The organism is Terrisporobacter glycolicus ATCC 14880 = DSM 1288 (assembly GCF_036812735.1).
Taxonomy (GTDB): domain Bacteria; phylum Bacillota; class Clostridia; order Peptostreptococcales; family Peptostreptococcaceae; genus Terrisporobacter; species Terrisporobacter glycolicus.
This window is the reverse complement of the sequence record NZ_CP117523.1, coordinates 862081-882117: the sequence shown is the minus strand read 5'-3', so window position 1 is coordinate 882117 and position 20037 is coordinate 862081. Positions and strand designations below refer to the sequence as shown.

19 protein-coding genes are annotated in these 20037 nt (G+C 26.4%); 2 read left to right on the top strand and 17 right to left on the bottom strand.

What is annotated here, in order from left to right; all coding sequences use genetic code 11:
* Positions 1-164 precede the first annotated feature (164 nt).
* On the bottom strand, positions 165-488 hold the full coding sequence (locus tag TEGL_RS04455; protein ID WP_018592893.1) for a hypothetical protein: 324 nt from the start codon (positions 486-488) through the stop codon (positions 165-167).
* A 219-nt stretch (positions 489-707) separates the two neighbouring features.
* Between TEGL_RS04455 and TEGL_RS04450 the strand changes: the two genes are divergently transcribed.
* Positions 708-1235 (top strand): DUF2812 domain-containing protein, encoded by a 528-nt coding sequence (locus tag TEGL_RS04450; RefSeq protein ID WP_018592892.1) that lies wholly within the window; start codon positions 708-710, stop codon positions 1233-1235.
* Between the two features lie 41 nt (positions 1236-1276).
* Here the strand turns inward: TEGL_RS04450 and TEGL_RS04445 are convergent, their stop codons facing one another.
* From TEGL_RS04445 to TEGL_RS04395, 11 genes are all read right to left on the bottom strand, one after another.
* Complete coding sequence (locus tag TEGL_RS04445) at positions 1277-3781, bottom strand: ABC transporter permease (RefSeq protein WP_018592891.1); 2505 nt, start codon at positions 3779-3781, stop codon at positions 1277-1279.
* 129 nt (positions 3782-3910) lie between these two features.
* A complete protein-coding gene (locus tag TEGL_RS04440) occupies positions 3911-4945 on the bottom strand; it encodes a sensor histidine kinase (RefSeq protein WP_018592890.1) in 1035 nt (344 codons plus the stop codon).
* A gap of 3 nt (positions 4946-4948) precedes the next feature.
* A complete protein-coding gene (locus TEGL_RS04435; protein WP_018592889.1) occupies positions 4949-5632 on the bottom strand; it encodes a response regulator transcription factor in 684 nt (227 codons plus the stop codon).
* Positions 5633-5713: 81 nt separating this feature from the next.
* Positions 5714-8233, bottom strand: coding sequence for an ABC transporter permease (locus TEGL_RS04430; protein ID WP_018592888.1), 2520 nt, complete (start codon positions 8231-8233; stop codon positions 5714-5716).
* Positions 8233-8907: an ABC transporter ATP-binding protein gene (locus TEGL_RS04425; protein WP_018592887.1), complete on the bottom strand. Its 675-nt coding sequence runs from the start codon at positions 8905-8907 to the stop codon at positions 8233-8235. Before TEGL_RS04425 ends, TEGL_RS04430 begins: the two co-directional genes overlap by 1 nt.
* A gap of 80 nt (positions 8908-8987) precedes the next feature.
* Positions 8988-9467, bottom strand: a complete 480-nt coding sequence (locus TEGL_RS04420; RefSeq protein WP_018592886.1) for a hypothetical protein — start codon at positions 9465-9467, stop codon at positions 8988-8990.
* A gap of 111 nt (positions 9468-9578) precedes the next feature.
* Positions 9579-11066 carry a PH domain-containing protein gene (locus tag TEGL_RS04415; RefSeq protein WP_018592885.1) on the bottom strand — a complete coding sequence of 496 codons (1488 nt, stop codon included), beginning with the start codon at positions 11064-11066 and terminating at the stop codon, positions 9579-9581.
* Between the two features lie 14 nt (positions 11067-11080).
* A complete protein-coding gene (locus tag TEGL_RS04410; RefSeq protein WP_018592884.1) occupies positions 11081-11572 on the bottom strand; it encodes a PH domain-containing protein in 492 nt (163 codons plus the stop codon).
* Between the two features lie 160 nt (positions 11573-11732).
* The gene (gene udk, locus TEGL_RS04405) at positions 11733-12347 is read right to left on the bottom strand and encodes a uridine kinase (RefSeq protein ID WP_018592883.1); all 615 of its coding nucleotides are present in this window, start codon (positions 12345-12347) and stop codon (positions 11733-11735) included.
* A gap of 351 nt (positions 12348-12698) precedes the next feature.
* Positions 12699-12896: a hypothetical protein gene (locus TEGL_RS04400; protein WP_018592882.1), complete on the bottom strand. Its 198-nt coding sequence runs from the start codon at positions 12894-12896 to the stop codon at positions 12699-12701.
* Between the two features lie 420 nt (positions 12897-13316).
* On the bottom strand, positions 13317-13916 hold the full coding sequence (locus TEGL_RS04395) for a GNAT family N-acetyltransferase (RefSeq protein WP_018592881.1): 600 nt from the start codon (positions 13914-13916) through the stop codon (positions 13317-13319).
* Positions 13917-14132: 216 nt separating this feature from the next.
* On the opposite strand from TEGL_RS04395, the gene TEGL_RS04390 reads away from it, so the two are divergent.
* Entirely contained in the window at positions 14133-14975 is an 843-nt protein-coding gene (locus tag TEGL_RS04390; RefSeq protein ID WP_018592880.1) for a CvfB family protein, read from the top strand.
* Between the two features lie 196 nt (positions 14976-15171).
* Here the strand turns inward: TEGL_RS04390 and TEGL_RS04385 are convergent, their stop codons facing one another.
* The 5 genes from TEGL_RS04385 to thiH form a co-directional block, all read right to left on the bottom strand.
* A complete protein-coding gene (locus tag TEGL_RS04385; RefSeq protein WP_018592879.1) occupies positions 15172-16269 on the bottom strand; it encodes an NAD/NADP octopine/nopaline dehydrogenase family protein in 1098 nt (365 codons plus the stop codon).
* Between the two features lie 487 nt (positions 16270-16756).
* Positions 16757-17278 (bottom strand): hypothetical protein, encoded by a 522-nt coding sequence (locus TEGL_RS04380; protein ID WP_018592878.1) that lies wholly within the window; start codon positions 17276-17278, stop codon positions 16757-16759.
* A 159-nt stretch (positions 17279-17437) separates the two neighbouring features.
* Positions 17438-18151: a rhodanese-like domain-containing protein gene (locus TEGL_RS04375; protein WP_018592877.1), complete on the bottom strand. Its 714-nt coding sequence runs from the start codon at positions 18149-18151 to the stop codon at positions 17438-17440.
* 168 nt (positions 18152-18319) lie between these two features.
* Positions 18320-18934 (bottom strand): thiamine phosphate synthase, encoded by a 615-nt coding sequence (locus tag TEGL_RS04370; protein WP_018592876.1) that lies wholly within the window; start codon positions 18932-18934, stop codon positions 18320-18322.
* The gene (gene thiH / locus TEGL_RS04365; protein WP_018592875.1) at positions 18934-20037 is read right to left on the bottom strand and encodes a 2-iminoacetate synthase ThiH; all 1104 of its coding nucleotides are present in this window, start codon (positions 20035-20037) and stop codon (positions 18934-18936) included. The genes TEGL_RS04370 and thiH overlap by 1 nt, the downstream gene beginning before the upstream one ends.

Here is a 20037-nt window from a genome sequence, read left to right as displayed (position 1 = left end):
TCATTTAATATAAATTTAAATTTTATTAATTTTTTCCAAAACAATTTGTCCTAAGTAAATTGCAATATCTAGTTCTTCTTAAACTAAAAAAGTATTGATTATATAATCAATACTTTTAGTTTATTATTCTCTATTTTTATAAATTAAATCATTCTCAATTTTAATTACTTATTTTTTAGCTTATTATCTTTTTCATTATAATCTTCAGATAATATATTTTTTACTGATTCACTATATTTGTTAACTAAACTACCTAAGTTATTTATGTCTAAATTGTGTTTATTAATTTCTTTAACTTTATGATCTCTTGTATCTTTATTATTAATTTTAGTTATAAAGCTTTGCCATTTTCCTCTTACATTATTTTCTATACATATATTTTTCAAACTCTTGTTTTCATTTTTTTTAAAATTAATTACTAAAGCGCCACATTTCCTGCAGTATTCCTCATCATGTTTAATCATCGCACCACATTCTTTACAAATCATTACAATACCTCACTTCATTTATTAATTTTGTACTCTTTATCTATACTACAATTTTAAATCATTATATGTAAAAAGTCTTTATTTTAATTTAATTTGGAAATTAAATCATTTATGCTTAACATATCCTAAATATGGCTCTATAATTAGAGTATAAAATGAAAAAAATCATATAAATATAATATATTTAGCTATTCTTAAACTTTAATTGGAGGATTTTTTATGATTATTTATAAATTTTTTACACTTGGTAAATATGAAAAAAAAGAAGAATGGATAAATATAATGTGTTCAAAGGGATACGCTTTAAAAAGTTGTAGCTTTTGCAAATATAAATTTGAAAAATGTAATCCTGGTGAGTATCACTACTTTCTTGAATTATTTGAAAATCTTTCTTCTTCTCCTAATCAAGAGGACTTTCTCAATTATTTGGAAGATGAGTGGAGTGTTGAATATGTATGCCACTATAGAAATTGGGTATTTTTTAGACGAAAAAGAATGTTAGGTAAATTCAGTATGTTTTCTAATTTAGAGTCTAAGATTGATTATTTTAGAAGAATATTATTATTTAGGATTTCTGCATTTATATTTTTAATTTCTTTTTCAATACTAAATATTTTATATTCTCCTGTAGGGTCTACAGATAAAACTTTTGCATTGTTGTTAATTTTAATAGCCATAATAGTTTTTGCTGTAAATATACCAACTTTTATAAAATATCGTAAATTAAAAAAATCAGATGAATCCTAAGATAACTTTAGGATTCATCTATTTTGTATATATTTTTTATTTTATTTTTCAATTTCTCTAAGCCTTTCTGTAACACTTTTTAGACTGGAATATTTATAAACTACCAATGGAGTAATTAAACATATTATGAATATAAAAACTAGTAAACATATAAAAGGTAATTTAGGAAATGCAAATTTTGCATAACTAGCAATTTTCTTAGTTGATTTTGCTATTTCAAATATAATTACCATACCAAAAGTTGATATAAGAAAAGTAGTTATTGCTGCATAATATCCTCCTTCAAACACTAACATATTCTTAATTTGTTTCTTTGTCATTCCTATACTTTCCATTATGGCCAATTCTTTTCGCCTCGTGTTGATACTTGTAACCGTAACATTGATAAAATTTAACACACCTATTAAAATCAATATTGCAGACATACTAGTAGATATAATATTCATGATTGTTACATTGCTGCTGAACTCCTTAACTAGTTGTGATCTTGACTCTACAAATAAATACTCAGAGTCTATCATTTCATTGAGCCTAGAATATATTTCATATTCGCATTTCTTATCTACGTCTATATACAACATACTATTAACGGATTTATTATCTAACTTTTCTATCTGAGATGAGCTAATATAAATAACAGGCAATCCTATATCTGGTAATAAATTAGAATCATTTTCAAATTTTACTATTTCAAAAGTCAGAGAGTTACTATGCTTACCTTTTAAAGTAATTTTATTATCTAGATTATTTTTCTCTTCTTTTGAATAACATATTGTATCTATTAAAGCAACTTTTCCTGACTTAAAATCATCTAAATTAAATTTAGCATTACTCATTTCACTGAATTTTTCTATTGCTAAATCATCCACTCCAATTATAAAAGACCTATAATACATAGGTGTTTCCATTTTCATTTTCTCTTGAAAATCCATTATTTCTTGTATATCATCTTTATCATATACAAATTTGCTTAATAAACGCGGTATTTCATTTGTATCACTTTGTAAATTAGAAAATTTAAATTTACTAACTGACTCCACACCTTTAATATTTTCTACTTTTTTTATAAAATCATCGTTCATTTTTTCGTCTATAGCTTGAATATTTTGTACTCTAAAATCATTGCTTATATATGTATCAATATAATTATCCACACTTAAACTACTAGTAAAAGTATAAATACTTAAATATGTCATGATTCCCATAAAAAGAGATAAAAATACTAAAATTGCACGTTTTTTGTCTCTAAATACGTTGTGATATGCCATCTTATAAATCTTTCCACCATTAGTACTTTTTCTATAACTATTGTTCTTATTTTTCTTTTCTTTATTTCCTATTGAATATTTAAGAGCTTCTGTTGGCGATATAAAACTTGCTATTTTTGCTGGTTTTCTACAACTTATACTTACTGTTAGTATTGAAAATATGGTTGCTGATATAAATATTACGGGATTAAATGATATATCACCTGGCATTGCATTAGCATTAACATTAACAGAAAAACTTTCAAGAATCATAGGTACAACTCCAAATGATACCGTTGCACCTAAAAACAGTCCTATTGGAATACCTATAATAGCTAGTCTAAACGCCTGTCCATTTACAATTTTCTTAATTTGTTTTGGAGATGCGCCTATAGTCTTTATTAATCCATAAAAATGTATATCTTTACTAACGGATATGTACATTATATTGTATATTAGCAAGTATCCACTAAATACTATAAATAATCCTATGACTCCCATCACAATAACGGATTTTATCTTTACTTCTTTTCCATCTTCATCAACATCATTATAATAGTCAAATTCTTGCATATCATCTAATTTAATTTTGGACTTTAAAATCTCTTGTGCATTATATTTTTCACCAGATTTAAAACAAATAGTAATTGAGCCCTCATGGCCTACACTTAAATTATTATTTTTTATATAATCCTTTGATAGCGCTAAGTATCCTATTTTTTCAGTAACTGAATAAGTCTTATATTTACCACTTAATACAAACTCTTTCTTATTTTTATTTCCTTTTGCATCTATATATTCAAACTTAATTTTTTCTCCTATTTTCGCATCTTCTTTTCCTAAAAACTCTAATGCTTTCGTAGATACCATAACTTCATTTTCACTTGTTGGATAATTTCCCTCTACATTACTTATTGTAGGTGTAATTTGTTTTTCCCAGTTTTCTTTATCATAATATTTTAAAAATATCTCATGATTGTCCTTTTCTAGTTCTTTATTAATAACATTTCCTACTAAAATTTCCTCACCAATTGATGTGGTTATACCCAAATTCTTTATAGCTTCAATTTGCTCTTTTTTAGGATTTGACAACATTGCATCTGATGTTGTTCCTCTTATTCTAATATTCATAGTATTATAATTATTTACAAGACTAACTCCTATAGTAAATATTGAACACGTCATAAATGTAGTAAGCACTATAGCAAGGACTACAAATATATTTCTTCCTCTGTTAAACTTTAATGATGATTTTGTTATCTTTTTTACTATATTTTTATTATTATTTTTAAACTTCATTTTTGCCACCCTTTTTCATCTATCTATTCATCATGCTATAGTTATATAATAATAAACACTTCTGACAATTTTCTGACATAAAAAAATCAGATTATAATATTTTCTTACTTCTAATCTGATTTTTATTTATTATATTTTATTCTTTATATCATTTAACATAAATACGGAAAAGGTACTACCTGTATCTTGTGATTTCACTTTTATATATCCATCTTGTTTTGTAATTATTTGTCTACTTAAATAAAGACCTATTCCTATTCCTTCTTTGTCTTGTACATTCTGGCCTCTATAAAATCTAGAGAATATCTTTGGAATTTCTTCTTCTTTTATGCCAATACCATTATCTTCAATATCAATTCGTGTAAACATCTCATATTTTTGTATTGTTATAGTTATTTTGCTATTTTCTTTAGAGTATTTTATTGCATTTTCAATTATGTTAAAAATAGCTTCACATGTCCATTTTTTATCGTGATATAAGTTAACTTTATCTTTTTGTCTAAAATCAATAGCTATATTTTTTATTTCAGCTTTTTTATAAAGTTGTGTAATAGCCATTAAAATTGTATCATTTAAATCTTCATATTTTTGATTTATACTAATTACTGAACTTTCCAGTCTAGACATTTTTATCATACTTTCCACTAAAAAACAAAGTTTGTCTAAGGATAAAATAATAATTTCATTAAACTCTTGTCGCTCTTCTTCTGTTAAATCTTCATCTTGTAAAAATTCACTGTACATTTTCATATTGGTTAAAGGTGTTTTTAACTGATGAGCTATATCAGAGATTAATGATTTTATTTCATTTTTATCATTTTCTATTTTGTTATTTTGAGTTTTTAAAATATTAGTTAATCTTAAAGTCTGATGTTGTAGTTTTGAAAATAGAGAATCATCTATCATAGAAAATACTTCGGTTTCCCTCATATCAGATATGGTAGCTAACATATCTGATAGTTTTATTAGTATATCTTTCATATAATTTTGAAACATTCTTTCATAAATAAAAAACATGAAAATTATAATTAAATTAAATACTAAAACAATTAAAGTAATTTTAAAACTTTTGCTTAAAAAACCAATTAACATATTAAAAATTAAACAAATAATTATAAGACATATCTTAAATGCAGTATTTTTTCTATCAAATTTTTTATCCATAAATTATTCTCCCATGATATATCCAATTCCAAATAAGGTAACTATATATTCAGGATTTTTCCCACCGTCTTCTATTTTCTTACGAAGTCTTCTTATGTTTACAGATAAAGTGTTTTCATCCACATAGTTTCCATTATTATCCCAAAGTTTATCCAATAAAATCTCCTTAGTCATAGCTCTACCTTTATTTCTGCTTAACACTTCCAGTAATTTGTACTCTGTAACAGTTAAGTAAATTTCTTCATCATTTTTATAAACTTTTCTACTAGTAAAATCAATTTTTAAATTTTTATATTTAAATATATCTTTATTTTTAGCACTGTTTCTTTTTAAAATAGCACTTATTTTTAATTTTAATACATCCATAGAAAAAGGCTTTGAAATATAATCATCACATCCACACTCAAACCCTTTAATCATATCTTCTTCTGTATCATTGGCTGTAAAAAATACTATAGGAAAATCTATCTTACCGTTTATATTACTACACAAATCTAGTCCACTTCCATCAGGTAGATTAATATCTAAAAGCAAGAAGTCTATTTCATTTTGTAAAATAGCATTTTTCCCTTCTTCCATATTGTATGCGCTTATAATTTTGTAATCTTCTTTTTTTAATGCAAAGGCAACTCCCTTATTTAGTACCCTATCATCTTCTATTATTAAAATTGTAGCTATAATAATCACCCCTTTAATCAAATGTCCTATCTAATTATAGCAATAGTGGTAGATTTTTCATACCTACCACTATTGCTTATTTCTTATTTTCTAATTCTCTATTTCTCTTAATCTTTCTGTTACACTTGCTTTGCTACTGTATTTGTAGACTACACTTGGAATTATTAAGCAAACTGCAAATATTAATGTAATCAGGGAAACCAAAGGCACAGTAGGAAAAACAAATTCTGCATAATCAGCAATTTGTTTTGTAATTTGTGCAATAAAATACACTACTCCCATGCCTAAGGTACATGTGGTTAAAGTAGTTATTCCGGCATAATATGCACCTTCTAAAGTTAACATCTTTATAATTTGTTTTTTAGTCATGCCTATACTTTCCATTATGGCAAGTTCTTTTAATCTTACATTTACATTAGTAACCATAACATTAATGAAGTTTAATAGACCTATAATTATTAAAATTATGGCAATTCCACCACCTACCAAATTCATCATCATAGAACTTTTCTTAAAATCATTCATAGTATCTGTTTTAGATGTAAGATGGAAACGATTTTTACTGGCTAATGTTTTTAATTTACTTTTTACTTCACTGTCATAGTTATCTGCCACGTCAACATATACTAAATGATTTCTAGTATTTTTAGTCAATTTATTTAAAGTAGAAGAACTAACATATATTACTGGCATACCAGTTTGACTTGAACCTATGGATAAAATTGCATTTTCATCTGGCATTAGCTCTATATTTATTTCCTTGGATTTATGTTCTTTAGTATTTCTAAAAGTTATTTTTTCTTTTGAGAAATCTAGTTTTTCTTCATCATTGTAATAAAATCCATCAATTAGAGCTAAATCTCCTTTTTTGAAATCTTCTATATCTATTTTTTTATTAATTGCATCGTTATACCTTTCTATTGTTTTATCCTCTAACCCAACTACCATTGGTGCTAATTTACTAGGATCTTTTTCTATATCTTTTAAATACTTGTCTAATTCGTCTATGTCTCCCCCATGCATGCTATATCCTCTTTCTAAAGCAGGCATAAGCACTTTTTTATTCATGTCCATTTGTATAGATGAAGATGCTAAAATTTCTACAGAATTAACACCTTTTATAGTTTTTATTTCCTCTATAACTTTATTATCTAAAGTTGAATTGTCATCATAATAATTTTGTATTTCAAAATCATTAGGTAAATATCTATTGGCATAATTTTCTAAACTAACACTATTCATAAAAGTATTTACACTTAAATATGTCATAATCCCCATAAATAAAGATAAAAAAACTAGTATTGCGCGTTTTTTATCTCTAAAAACATTGTACCAAGCCATTTTATAAAGTTTTCCACCATTAGTAGAGTTTCTATTTTTCTTTTCTTTTTTTGATTTTTTACCGCTAAATTTCATAGCTTCTATTGGTGAAATACTACTAGCAATTTTAGCAGGTTTTTTGCAACTTATTAATATTGTAATTAGTGCAAATAATATGGTTCCCACAAAAACTAGTGGAGTGAAATATATCTCACTTGGCATCATAGGAGCATAATAAGTTCCACTACTCATTCCTTCAATAGCCGATGGCACAATTAAATAAGAAACTATTACTGATAAAATTACTCCTATTGGTATACCTATGGCTGCTAATCTAAGACCTTGACCTCTTACTATTTTTTTAATTTGTTTTGGCGATGTTCCTATAGTTTTAAGTAATCCATAGAACTGAATATTTTTAGTAACTGCTATATATAAAATGTTGTAAATAAGTAAATATCCACTAAGGACTATAAATCCACCTATAATAGCTATAATACTTACAGATGCCATCATTATACTTTCTGAGTCTTGCTCCACATCATAGTTATATTCAAATTTTTGATTTTTCTTTAAAGATACTTCTTTTTTTAAAAGTTCTGGTGCCTGATTTTTTTTATTTTTTTCCAAAGTAATTAAAAGTTGCCCATTTTTTTCTAAAGACAAATTGTTATCTTTTATAAAACTTTCTGATACAAATATTTCTCCACTATCTTGAATATAAGCATAAGAAGTGAAATATCCACTTATTACAAATTCCTTTTCACTTATTTTTCCACTTATATCACAAGGAATTTTTATTTTATCTCCTATTTTAGCATTTTCTTTGTCTAAAAACTTTAATGATATTTTAGATATCATAATTTCATTTTCTTTAGTAGGATAATCTCCTTCTATATGGCTTATACAGGGACTCAGTTGTTTTTTCCAGTTTGTTTTATCTAAGTATTTAAGTGATATAGTAGTTTTAATTTTACTTAATTCTTTTGAACTTACAATACCTGCATTTATTTCCTTGCCAATATTTTTAGATACATCTAAACCTATAATTTCTTTTATCTGTTCATTTGTTGGATTTGGTAAAAAAGTACTTGCTGTTGTTCCTTGATCTCTTAAATTCATTGTTGCGTAGTTTTTTGCAAAACTCATTCCTAAAGTAAATACAGAAGATATCATAAAAGTAGTTAAAATAATTGCTACTACTACGAAAATATTTTTAGTCTTATTAGATTTAAGAGATGATTTTGTAATTCTCTTTATTATATTTTTATTATTGTTTTCTATTTTCATTATTTATCACCTCTAGCCACCTTACCATCTTCAATTCTTATAACTCTATCAGCTAATTGTGATATCTCTTCGTTGTGAGTTATCATTACCATTGTTTGATTGAATTTTTGACTAGTCATTTTAAGAAGACCTATTACATCCATTCCTGTTTTACTATCAAGATTTCCAGTAGGCTCATCTGCTAAAATTATAGCTGGTTTAGTAGCTAGTGCTCTTGCTATTGCCACACGTTGCTGTTGCCCCCCTGATAAGTTATTAGGCATATTTGTCAATTTATCACTTAATCCTAAAGTACTTATTATTGAATCAACGTACTCTGTATCTATTTTTACGCCATCTAATTCTATAGGAAGAACTATGTTTTCATAAACATTTAGTATAGGCACTAAGTTATAATTTTGAAAAATAAAACCTATATTTCTTCTTCTAAAAATAGTTACTTCTTCATCGTTCATTTCACTTAATTTTTTATTATTTATAATTACGTTTCCTTCAGTTAACCTATCTAAGCCGCCTAACATATTTAACAGTGTAGATTTTCCACTTCCTGATGTTCCAATTATAGCAACAAACTCCCCCTCATTTATCTCAATATTTACATGATCTAATGCCTTTACTATATTTGGTTCCTGTCCATATATCTTAACTAAATTTATCCCTTTTAATATACTCATTTTATCCACCTCTTAATTTATTTTTATATTTTATATATTAATAAACACTTATTACGATCCTCTGATATAAATATAAATATTTAATTTATAGGTATGTCTACAATTGATTTATAAACATTTATAGCTTCGTCTAATGATTTTGCTGGAGCCGAAATTATATAATTGCCTTTATAAATGCAAATTTTATCTAAATTTTTCGAAAAACTAATTTCATAATCAGATATAAGCTCATCTTTTTCTTTTGTTAGTATTCCTTGTATAATTCCATCTTTTGCTACACTAGAGGCTCTCACATAATACATTTTACCTCCTATGCTGACAGTACCTTTTAACTCTTTGCTAAATTGTAAGTATCTATATATAAAGTGCGTATCAGATAAATTACCTTTAATCTTTATATCTACATTGTCTACCAGTCTATTATCTTCAACAATAGTAGCATTATTAAAATATTTATCAATCTTAGTTACCTTTTTATGATAATTAATGTATAAGTTAAAACAAAGAAAAATTGATATTAATATTAATAAGACTACAATGATTTTGTTTTTTATTCTCATAGCTATTTACCTCCACATAAATTTTATACTTACATAATACCTTTTACTTATGACAAACTTCTGACAGAAAAAAAGAGTTACTACACAAAATTTGTGTTGTAACTCTTTTTATTAATTAAACAAAATTTTCTCTTTCAATTTTTCAAAGAAACTATTGTTATAGTATCCTAATGTCCTTATATTATTACCAAAACTAGCTAAAATATGAAGTTCACCACTACACAGACCCAACTTACTACTTATAGGACCTTCTTTAACATCCATATATTGTACTTTTTCATATTTAATAATACTAATTTTTTTAGCAAAAATACCCCAGGACATTGCCATATTGTCATTGCCTATATAAAGACCACGAGTTATATAGGACATATAATAAAATAATACTAAAATTAAAAATATTACAAAGTCAATTCCCACAAATATTAATGGTGAAATACCTATATCAAACTTATATATACAATATAAAATCACAGAAGAAAATATTGTTCCAAGTATAATATCAATAATTTTTATTATATGATGATTTTTAGATTCTTTTTCCAAGTTTAAGTATTCCTCCAAATTTAATTCTGGAATTAAAATTTTCATATTTTTTATAAAATCTTCTTTATTACTAGATAATAAGATTTGAGATCCTTCAGAATCATCATCTCCTACACCAATAGTTACTATATCACTTTGATATCTTTTAAATACCCTAGATATGTAAGATTGTTTAACATTTAAAGCGTTAATTCTACTTATTGGCACAGCAAATTTTTTTATTTTTAATAAACCATAACTTATGTAAAGCTTGTCTTTTTCACGTTTAATTGAAAAATTATAATATTTAATTAAATCGCCAAAAAAGAATTTGAATATGGAAAAACAAGAAGTAATTAATACTATCCCCAATGCAAAAAAGCCTTTGGCTCCATCAAATCTAACTGAAGCAAATGCTACAAATCCTATAATCGCTAAGTTAAATATAAGTCCAAATAATGATAAATTATAAAAACAATGCTTTAATACATCATTTACAGAATAAACTATGTCATACTTTATATTTTCATCACCAAAATATATCTCATCTCCTGATGTGTTAATACTTATATTATTTTCATCTCTCTGTACATTCTTTAATTTTTCATTATTCATAAGAGATAAAACTTTATTTTTGAAATCATAAGCATGCTTTTTCGAAAGTACAATTTCTATATCTGTTGAATTGGCTGTAGATAAGCTATCCGTATCAATTTTTATTTTATAAGTTCCAATTATTCTTTCAAAGATATTTTGCTCCAAGTTTACATTAGATATATTTCTGATTCCAAATGTATTCTCCTTTGAATTAATTGTATTCCTTTGAATAACTATTGTATTTTCTTCTATGCTTATAAAAGTTTTAGCCCAAACCATAATATTATAAATTAAAATTAGAATTAGGACGCCCAGAATAATGCCTAAAATTAATACGTTTCTACTGCTAAATCCTTTTCTTGCCATTTCTTCTAAATCATCTAAGTTTCTAAAAAATATAAAAAACAATGCTATAATAACTCCACATGTTTTTTCAATAATAATACTTGGATGACACCTAAATTTTTGTTCACTCATAAATGTCACCCCCCTTATAATAAATTGTCTTGTTTGTTTAATCTTGACTCTATAGCTACTTCATTTATTTTTTTCTTAAGAGTATCTGCTATAAATTCAGACTTTTCATCTTCTAAAAACCTAATTGTAACATCTCCACCAGCTGTAGTTACAATCACTTTTGACAGTTTAAACATTCTATCAATAGGTCCTTTTTCTATGGCTATTTTGTGAAGTCTTTCTATTGGAACTATATTTCTTTCTATAAATATAAATCCTTCTTTAACATCAATGGCGTCTTCTGTAATAGAATATCTATATCTTTCGTATCTTATTTTGGGTGATACTATTAGATATAAAAAATCTAATAAGACTAACCCTGCCATAATATTTACAATAATTTGTGGAAAATGATGCCCAAATATAAGCCAAATCACAAATAAAATACTACTACTCACTAAAAATTGTACTAATGAAGCTACAAACATACAATTTATAGATTTTTTGCTTAACTTTTCATATTTCATTAAATTTCCCCCTTTCAAAATAAATTAAGTACTTCAAAGTTATCAAGTCATTTTCATTATATTACAAATAGAAAATGATTCCTATGAAGTTATGATTACAATTTGTTAAGGAAATATAAAAAAGCAGCTTATTAAATTCATAATAAACTGCTTTTAGTAATTATCCTAATATTAATTTTAAATGTTCTTGTAGGATATGTATACCTGTAGTATTCTCTCCACCTCTTGGTATTATTATATCTGCATGCTTTTTAGAAGGCTCTACAAATTGTTCATGCATTGGTTTTACCGTATTAACATATTGTGATAATACTGACTCAACACTTCTTCCTCTTTCTTTTGTATCTCTTAGTATACGACGCATTAAACGTTCATCTGCGTCTGTATCAACAAATACCTTTATATCCATAAGGTCTCTAAGTTCTGGATCTTCAAATATTAATATTCCTTCTACTATAATAACTTTTTTAGGGTGAGCAAGCACTGTTTCTTTAGCTCTAGTATGTTTAGTGTAATCATAAACAGGAACTTCTATTTCATTTCCTGCTTTTAACTTTTTTATGTCTTCTATCATTCTTTTTGTTTCAAAAGATGATGGATGATCGTAGTTTAAATTTTTTCTTTCTTCAAGAGTTTTATCATCATTTGCTTTGTAGTAACTATCATGACAAATTAACTCTATATCATCCTTGAAAAACTCTTTAATATAATTTACTATAGTTGATTTTCCTGATGCAGTCCCACCTGCTATACCAACAACACTCACTTGTTTCATATTATCTTCCACCTACTCATATATTTTTACACTTACTTTTACCCAGCCGTAAAAGTCCGTTAATTATCTATATCTGAAATATTTTATCATATTTTTATGGATAATTAACATGGGAAAAATAACCATATAATTTCAATTATACAAATAATCTCACTATATTTTATGTTATGTATCTTATAAATTTTTATCAAACCATTTTAACATTTTAAGTTTATTTGTACATTAATAGTCATTATTCCAACTTATTATAACATAATCGCATATTTTTTTACCATTTTTTTACACGTAAATATATATTATAATTTATAATACAAAAAACTACTGGAATTATTTATCCAGTAGTTTTTTGTATTAAAATTTGTCATTACTATAATGAACTTCTTCATAAGAAGGTAATTTAAAATTTCCTTCTTTCTTTATTTTTTTACTTACTTTTTCATTCTCATCCTCTATTAAATCAGTTAATTCTTCAAAATTTCTTGCATGATTTACAAAGTTGTTTATATCACTTTCATGGAGTTCTTTTCTAGTTTGATTTACTTTTCGCATTTTTGCCTCCTTTTTTCTTCTATGAAATTATAGATTTATTATAGATTTCCACATGCACATATTTTTATTACTAATAAAGCCAAGAATTCATTTCCAAAATTTAAAGTTTTTTATTTTTTTATCATTGAAGGATTTTTATAAATATAATAGAAATTATATCTATATCAAAATAAGAATCACAGCTCCCCCAAATAGCTGTGATAATACAATACATCTTTTTGAATTTCCCTAAAAGAGTTGCTTTTAAAATGGTTAAATTTAACCATTTAACAGCTCTTGTACATGATTAGAAAGATTCATTGCTCAAGTTAAGTGATTAAAAATTAAAAAAAGCTATCTTTTTGCAATGATTATCATATCATTCATCAAGATAGCTTTATTTTTATATATTTTTTTATAAACCGATTGGTGTCCATATTATTACCCTTTTATTATATCCCCATTTTTATTTAATATATTATCCACTAGCTCCTTATCTAAATCCCATATCGATACAGGATTTTTAACATCATTTTTAAATTCCTGTAATACTTTATTCATCCATATTACATCCATCCATTTGTCATGTTTATGCACTGAATTTGGAAAAATACTCATCACTTTAAATCCATACTTTTCATGGAATTTTATACTTTTTTCATTTATAGATAATATACAAGCATACACATTGTAATACCCCTGTTCCTCTAATAATTCTAATAAACTTTCATATAGGGCAGATGCTAATCTTCTTCCATGGTATTTCCCATCAGCATATACTGAAACTTCTGCATTCCATTTGTACCCTTCTCTTTTAAATGGCTTTCCTGCATATGCATAAGCTACAACTACATCTTCTATTTCACATACTAACCATGGAAATTCTTTAGTTACTAAAGCAAATCTTTCTTCTAATTCCTCCATGGTTGGTACTCTATGCTCCGAGTTTACAACAATATCTTCTTGTTCAACATAAGGTCTATATATTTCTTGTATTCTCGCTAAATCTTTTACTGTTGCTAGGCGTATCTTCTTGCTCACTATCTTCCTCCTTATTATTGTTGTTGGCATAGTAAAATATAGTCCACAAGTAATTTTATAATACAATTGAAGGTTAATGCAATATTTATTTTATTTTTTTACTATGTTAAAATAATTTTTTTAAATTCTTATAAGTTTTGAGTATAATTAAGGCTAAATATGTTATTATATTTAATTATGATATATATATTACAAACATAATAAGGAGATGAAAATTTGATAAAATTAGGACAGTATAACAAGCTTAAAGTTAAAAGAAAAGCTGAATTTGGATATTTTTTAGATGCTGAAACTGGACATACTAGCGATGACGTACTTCTTCACAATAGACTACTTAATAAAAATAAAATTGAAGTTGGTGACGAGGTAGAGGTATTTATATACAAAGACTCTGAAGGAAGACTTGCTGCTACTATGGAATACCCAAAAGCTCAGGTTGGAGAAATTGCTTATTTAAAAGTAGTAGCTCACACAAAAATAGGAAGTTTTATAGATATTGGTCTTCCAAAAGATATCTTAGTTCCTTTTAAAGCACAAAAATACGAAATGACTAAAGGAAATAGATATTTATTCTATATCTATGAAGATAAAACTGGTAGACTTGCTGCTACTACTGATATATTCCCTTACTTATCTGTGAAACATTCATATAAAGTTGGTGACAGCGTTGATGGTATCGTTTATGGATTCCAGACTAATAATTCTGCAACTATCTGTGTAGACAATAAGTATGATGGAGTTATATTAAAGAACGAATACTTTACAGAACTTAATATAGGAGACAAGTTAGAGGACCTTAAAGTTATTAAGATTTACGAAGACGGAAGACTTGGACTTACTCCTAGAGGAGAAAGAAAAATTGAATTGGATATGTTAGAGTTAGCTATAATGAACTACATGGAAGGAAATGACGGATTTATGAGATTTAATGATAAATCTTCTCCCGAAGAAATAGCTACTGTATTTAATTCAAGTAAGAAAAACTTTAAAAGAGCTTTAGGTGTTCTTATGAAAAAAGGACTATTAATGCAAAATGAAGAAGGAACTTTCCTAAAATAAACTTAACGATGTTAAGTTTATGGCGCCAACGATATACCTTCGCTACCGCTTCAGGTATCTCCGTTGCTTAAAATAAACAAGTTTTACGAGGTTAAACTAACAATTTTGATTAAAATAAAGTGAGGAGTAATAGCAATTCTATTACTCCTCTTTTAATTATCCATGTTAATATCCCTTTTATTTTATTAAAAATTTATTATATATTGGCTAAAATATCCTCTTTACTCTTCAAGTGTCCAAGACCTATACTATCTAAAGTTAGTCCTTCTTTATAAAAATCTCTTCCTATCAATGTTCCACCAAGAACTATTATAGAGTCAATATTAGGCGTAGGTACATTTAAAGCTTTTCCTAAATCAGACCAAAGCACAAGACCTGTTGATATATCTTCAACCATATATCTTCCTTCCACGCTTGCTGGACCTTTTATATATTTGAAAACTGGACTTGTGTTAAAAAGCTCATGCAAAGGTTTGTCTTCATTTGCAAAGTAACCTCTATTTATACGAGCCTGTTTAGTATCTTCTAATTTAATATCTAAAGCTTTTGCTACAGCCTCTCTTTCATCTTCAACTGCCTTAACTATATTTACTGTATGTTCAGTTATACCTTCTTTGTATAACCAAAACTCTCCCTTAGTATAATCAATTCTTCCTGCATTTAATAAAGTTGGTCCTGGATGAACTAATGGATTTGGATTTTCTAAGTTTACCACAATTACATTATCTGCTTTTACAAAACAATCATATATTTGTACACATGTATTGAATACTTCATCTGTGTTGCATGATGGATAACCAGCTAAATAAACTTTTCCTGCTTTTAAAGAAACATCCACTCTTCCTTCATTCACATATGCTCTTGTAGCATATGTTAAAGAATTAGTTTCTCCAATTTTAAAGTCTTTTTCTATACCCATTTCTTTTGCTTTTTTTACAAATCTAACAGAAGCCATGGCTGGTGCAGAGTTGATTAAAATTACCTGTTCTTCTTTAACCACTGGAGCAAGTATCTCTGCAAAATACTCTATTCCCATTCCGGGTACTGTTATCATAATAATTTGACAACCCTCAATTGCTTTTTCTAAGTCATCAGTTATTAAATTAATTTTTTCTACTGATTTATTACCTTTGTACTCTATGACTATTTCATTATTTTTTTTAATAAATTGCAAGTCTTTGCAAAATTTTTGCGATTCAAATATATTTACTAAAAATCCCTTCTGAGTTAAATCTGCCGCTGCAGTAATTCCTCCATTTCCTCCACCTAATATTGCTACTCTTTCTACTTTCATATAATATGATTTCCCCCTTCGTCTTTTGTTGTTATTTATAATACATAAAAATAATTTTATGAATTTTGCATAATTATTTTAAATCAATTCATAATATATAGTAATTCTACATAATTTAGGCAAGTTTTTGTCATGCCTTATACTTGTTACTTTATTCTTTTTTAAAAAAGAAGTGCTATACTTATTATTCCCTTAGCACTTCTTTTTATATTTTCTATTATTAAAATATTTGCATATTAATTTTTATTAAATATGCATATTGCTTGTCTCTAGCTTTCTAACTATAAAAATCAAACTTAAAAAATCCGTATTAAACAAAGTTCTATGACTGACCTTTCCATTGAAGTTGGCACTTTGAATATTTTATAACAATCTGTCTTCTATATAGATTTATTATTAATTCACGAAAAAATAACCTATTAAGATAATTTAATAGGTTATTTTAAATAATAACTCATTTTTCAAAAAATTTCAATAACGTAAATTATTAATATTTTTTAAACCATTTTGTCATATCTTCCATTGTTTTAATATCAATGGAATCATCAACAATAAAAAACATGCTACTACTATTATTTCCCACAAAATCTATATAATAACTATCAACTTTAATATTATTTAAATAAAAATTGCAGGATTGATACCTGCATCCATTAGAATAAACATTATTATTTCCATATGGAGATACAAATATTTTTTCAATTGAAAAAGTATCTCCTAAGTAGTAGTTGTCCAAGAAATACCCTGACTCAGACTGATTTTTATCTAATGAATAATCTTTAATTGAATGCTGGATAAGATAAACTTTAGAACCTTCATTTTCTATAGGCATATTTGCAAAGTAAAGATATCCATCTTTTGTTTTTCCACAATACCAACTTTCAGGAACCTTAGCAATTCCTATGTTTGGTATTTCTACCTCTTTATATCCATCATATCTATAGTGCTCATTTACAAAAAATAAAAATACTACAGATATTATTACCATAAAAATACCGCTCTTTTTCATTTAATTCGCCCCTTTACTTGTAATACTAAGTATATTTACACAAATCTAATAAATATCCTTTTAAATCATCACAAAAATAAAGTGACTTTATCTCCTATATTTCACAATTATAAAAAAGGCTAAATTATTTATTAATTTAGCCTTTTCAAACTTTATATATTATTTCAATTTGAATTCGTATTCTTTTACACCATCTATTGAGTTAATGATATTAGTATATCCGTCTTTTTCTAATATTTGCGATGCTTCAGAAGTTCTTGTTCCTGTATTACAGTATAATAATATTTCTTGGTCTTTATTTTTTAATTCTTTTTTAGCTTTTACTTCAAATTCATCCATTGGTATGTTCACTGCATTTTCTACTGAACTTTTTTCAAAATCTTTAGCATCTCTAAGATCTAGTATAACAGTATCTTTGTCTTCTGTTGCTAATTTTTCAAATTCACTTCCAGTTACGTTAGTATATTTAACTGTATCATAATCATATTCTTCCATGCCATCTTCTGCATTGTATACTTTAGTGAACCCTTTATCAACTAGCATCTGTCCTGCTTTACCACTTTTGTTTCCAGTATTGCATATTAAAACTATTGTTTGATCTTTATAGCCATCTAAATCACTTATTTTCCCCTCAAAATCATCAAATGGTATGTTGATAGCATTAGCTAAATGTCCTTTTTCATACGCATCAGCACCTCTTACGTCTATTACTAATGTTTTTTTAGTTTCATTGGCTAACTCTACTGTTTTTGCTGAGTCTATTTTGTTGTATGTTTTTTCGCTCTCCTTTGAAGAACACCCTATTGCAGAACTTAATGTTACAACTAGTAACATCCCCAATGATAAAACTTTAAATTTTTTGTTTAATTTCATGATTATCCCTCCAGTTAAATTCCATATTATAATTTGCTATAATATATTTTAATAATTAAACTTCTCAATCCATTTTATTATAACAAATTCGACTCATTTAGGTAAATTAATATAGAAATAATCAATAATTTACAATTATGTATAATTTTTTTCTATATGTTATAACATTTATATTTTGTATTCCTTTATTTTTAGTTTTGCATTTTCACATGTAAATAAAGTGCTCATAATAGCAAAATCGTCTGCATACTTTAAAACTTCTTTAACATTTTCAGGTAATATACCTCCTAGTGCTACTATTTTAATATCAGTGATTTTTTTCCCTTCTTTCAAAAGATTTATTCCTTTAGGTTTTAAATTTTCCTTACACTTAGTTTCATATATATGTGATAAGGTTATATAGTCTACTTTTATATTATTTTCTTTAATAATTTTTTCTAGTGTGCTAATATCACTTGTATTATGAAGAGACAATCCTAAAATTTTATTATCCTCAAAAATAAATCCTTCATTAACAAGTTGGATAAATCTTTCAAAAGATAAATGGATTCCACTGAAATTAAGCTTTTTGTACAAATTTATATTACTATTAATGATTAAATTAAACTTGTTATGTAAATAACTTGTTTTACTTACAATCTTATTGTACAAATCGGTTAACTCCTCATCACTCATATCTTTTTCTCTTAAAATAACATTTTCTATTCCACTACTTACAGTATCTTCAATAACTGACAAATAATGATTTTCATCGCATAAATGTCTATTTGTTATCAGATACATTAAAATCTCACCCAATCTTTAAATACATATTGATATCCAATTGATTTCAACATACTAGCTACTTCTTCTATACTATTGTCATCATTAGTTTTAAACTGAGCTGTATTTTCTTCTCCTTGAGAATGTCCGCCAACATCTGTTGATACTGCTGCACTTAATTTTGTAACGCCAAGGGGCATTAAATGCTTTCTCATGTCTAAAGTTTCTCTGCTCGATACATTTAATGCTGCATGAGGATCGAACAATCTCATAATAGTTAAAATTTGAAACTCTGTAGCATCGTCCACCTCTAAAACATCTTCAAAACTTCCTTTAAATGGTCTTATTCTAGGAGCAGAATATGATAGTTCTATATGTGGATATTTTGTTTTTAAATACTCTCCATGTAAAATCGAGAAAAATGCGTCTTTTCTAAAATCACTAAGACCAAGTAATGCTCCTATGGATAAAGACCTCATACCAGCAATAGCCCCTCTTTCTGGTGCATCTAATCTATATCTATAGTCAGCTTTAGGACCTTTTATATGTACTTTTTTATAAACTTCCTCATCATAAGTTTCTTGATATATAGTTAGTGAATCTGCACCTTTATAAACTAAGTGTGTATATCCTTCAACGTTCATAGGATAAACTTCTATAGCTATTGATGGAAATTTTTTAGATAAAATTCCCACAGCATCACCTATATATTCAATGCTTGATTTTGTTTCACTTTCTCCAGTTAAGACAATAATATGTTTAAAACCTTTAGCAGCAACACAGTTTCCTTCTTTTTCTATTTCTTCTAAAGATAATTTTTTTCTCTTTATTCCACTATGACAATTATAACCACAATAAACACAGTGATTTTCACAGTAGTTTGCAATATAAATAGGAGTATATAAAGTTGCAGTTTTACCACAATATTGTAATGCTAACTTACTAGCCTTTTGAGCCATTACTTCTAAATGCTTTTTTGCTGTAGGCGAAAGTAAATTAAGTAAATCTTTGTGATTTAGCTTATCCTTTGATAAACTTCTTAGTACATCATTATCACTTACTTTCTCAAAATATCCATCAAAATCAAAATCTTTATATTCTTCTATTACCTCATAAAAACTCAT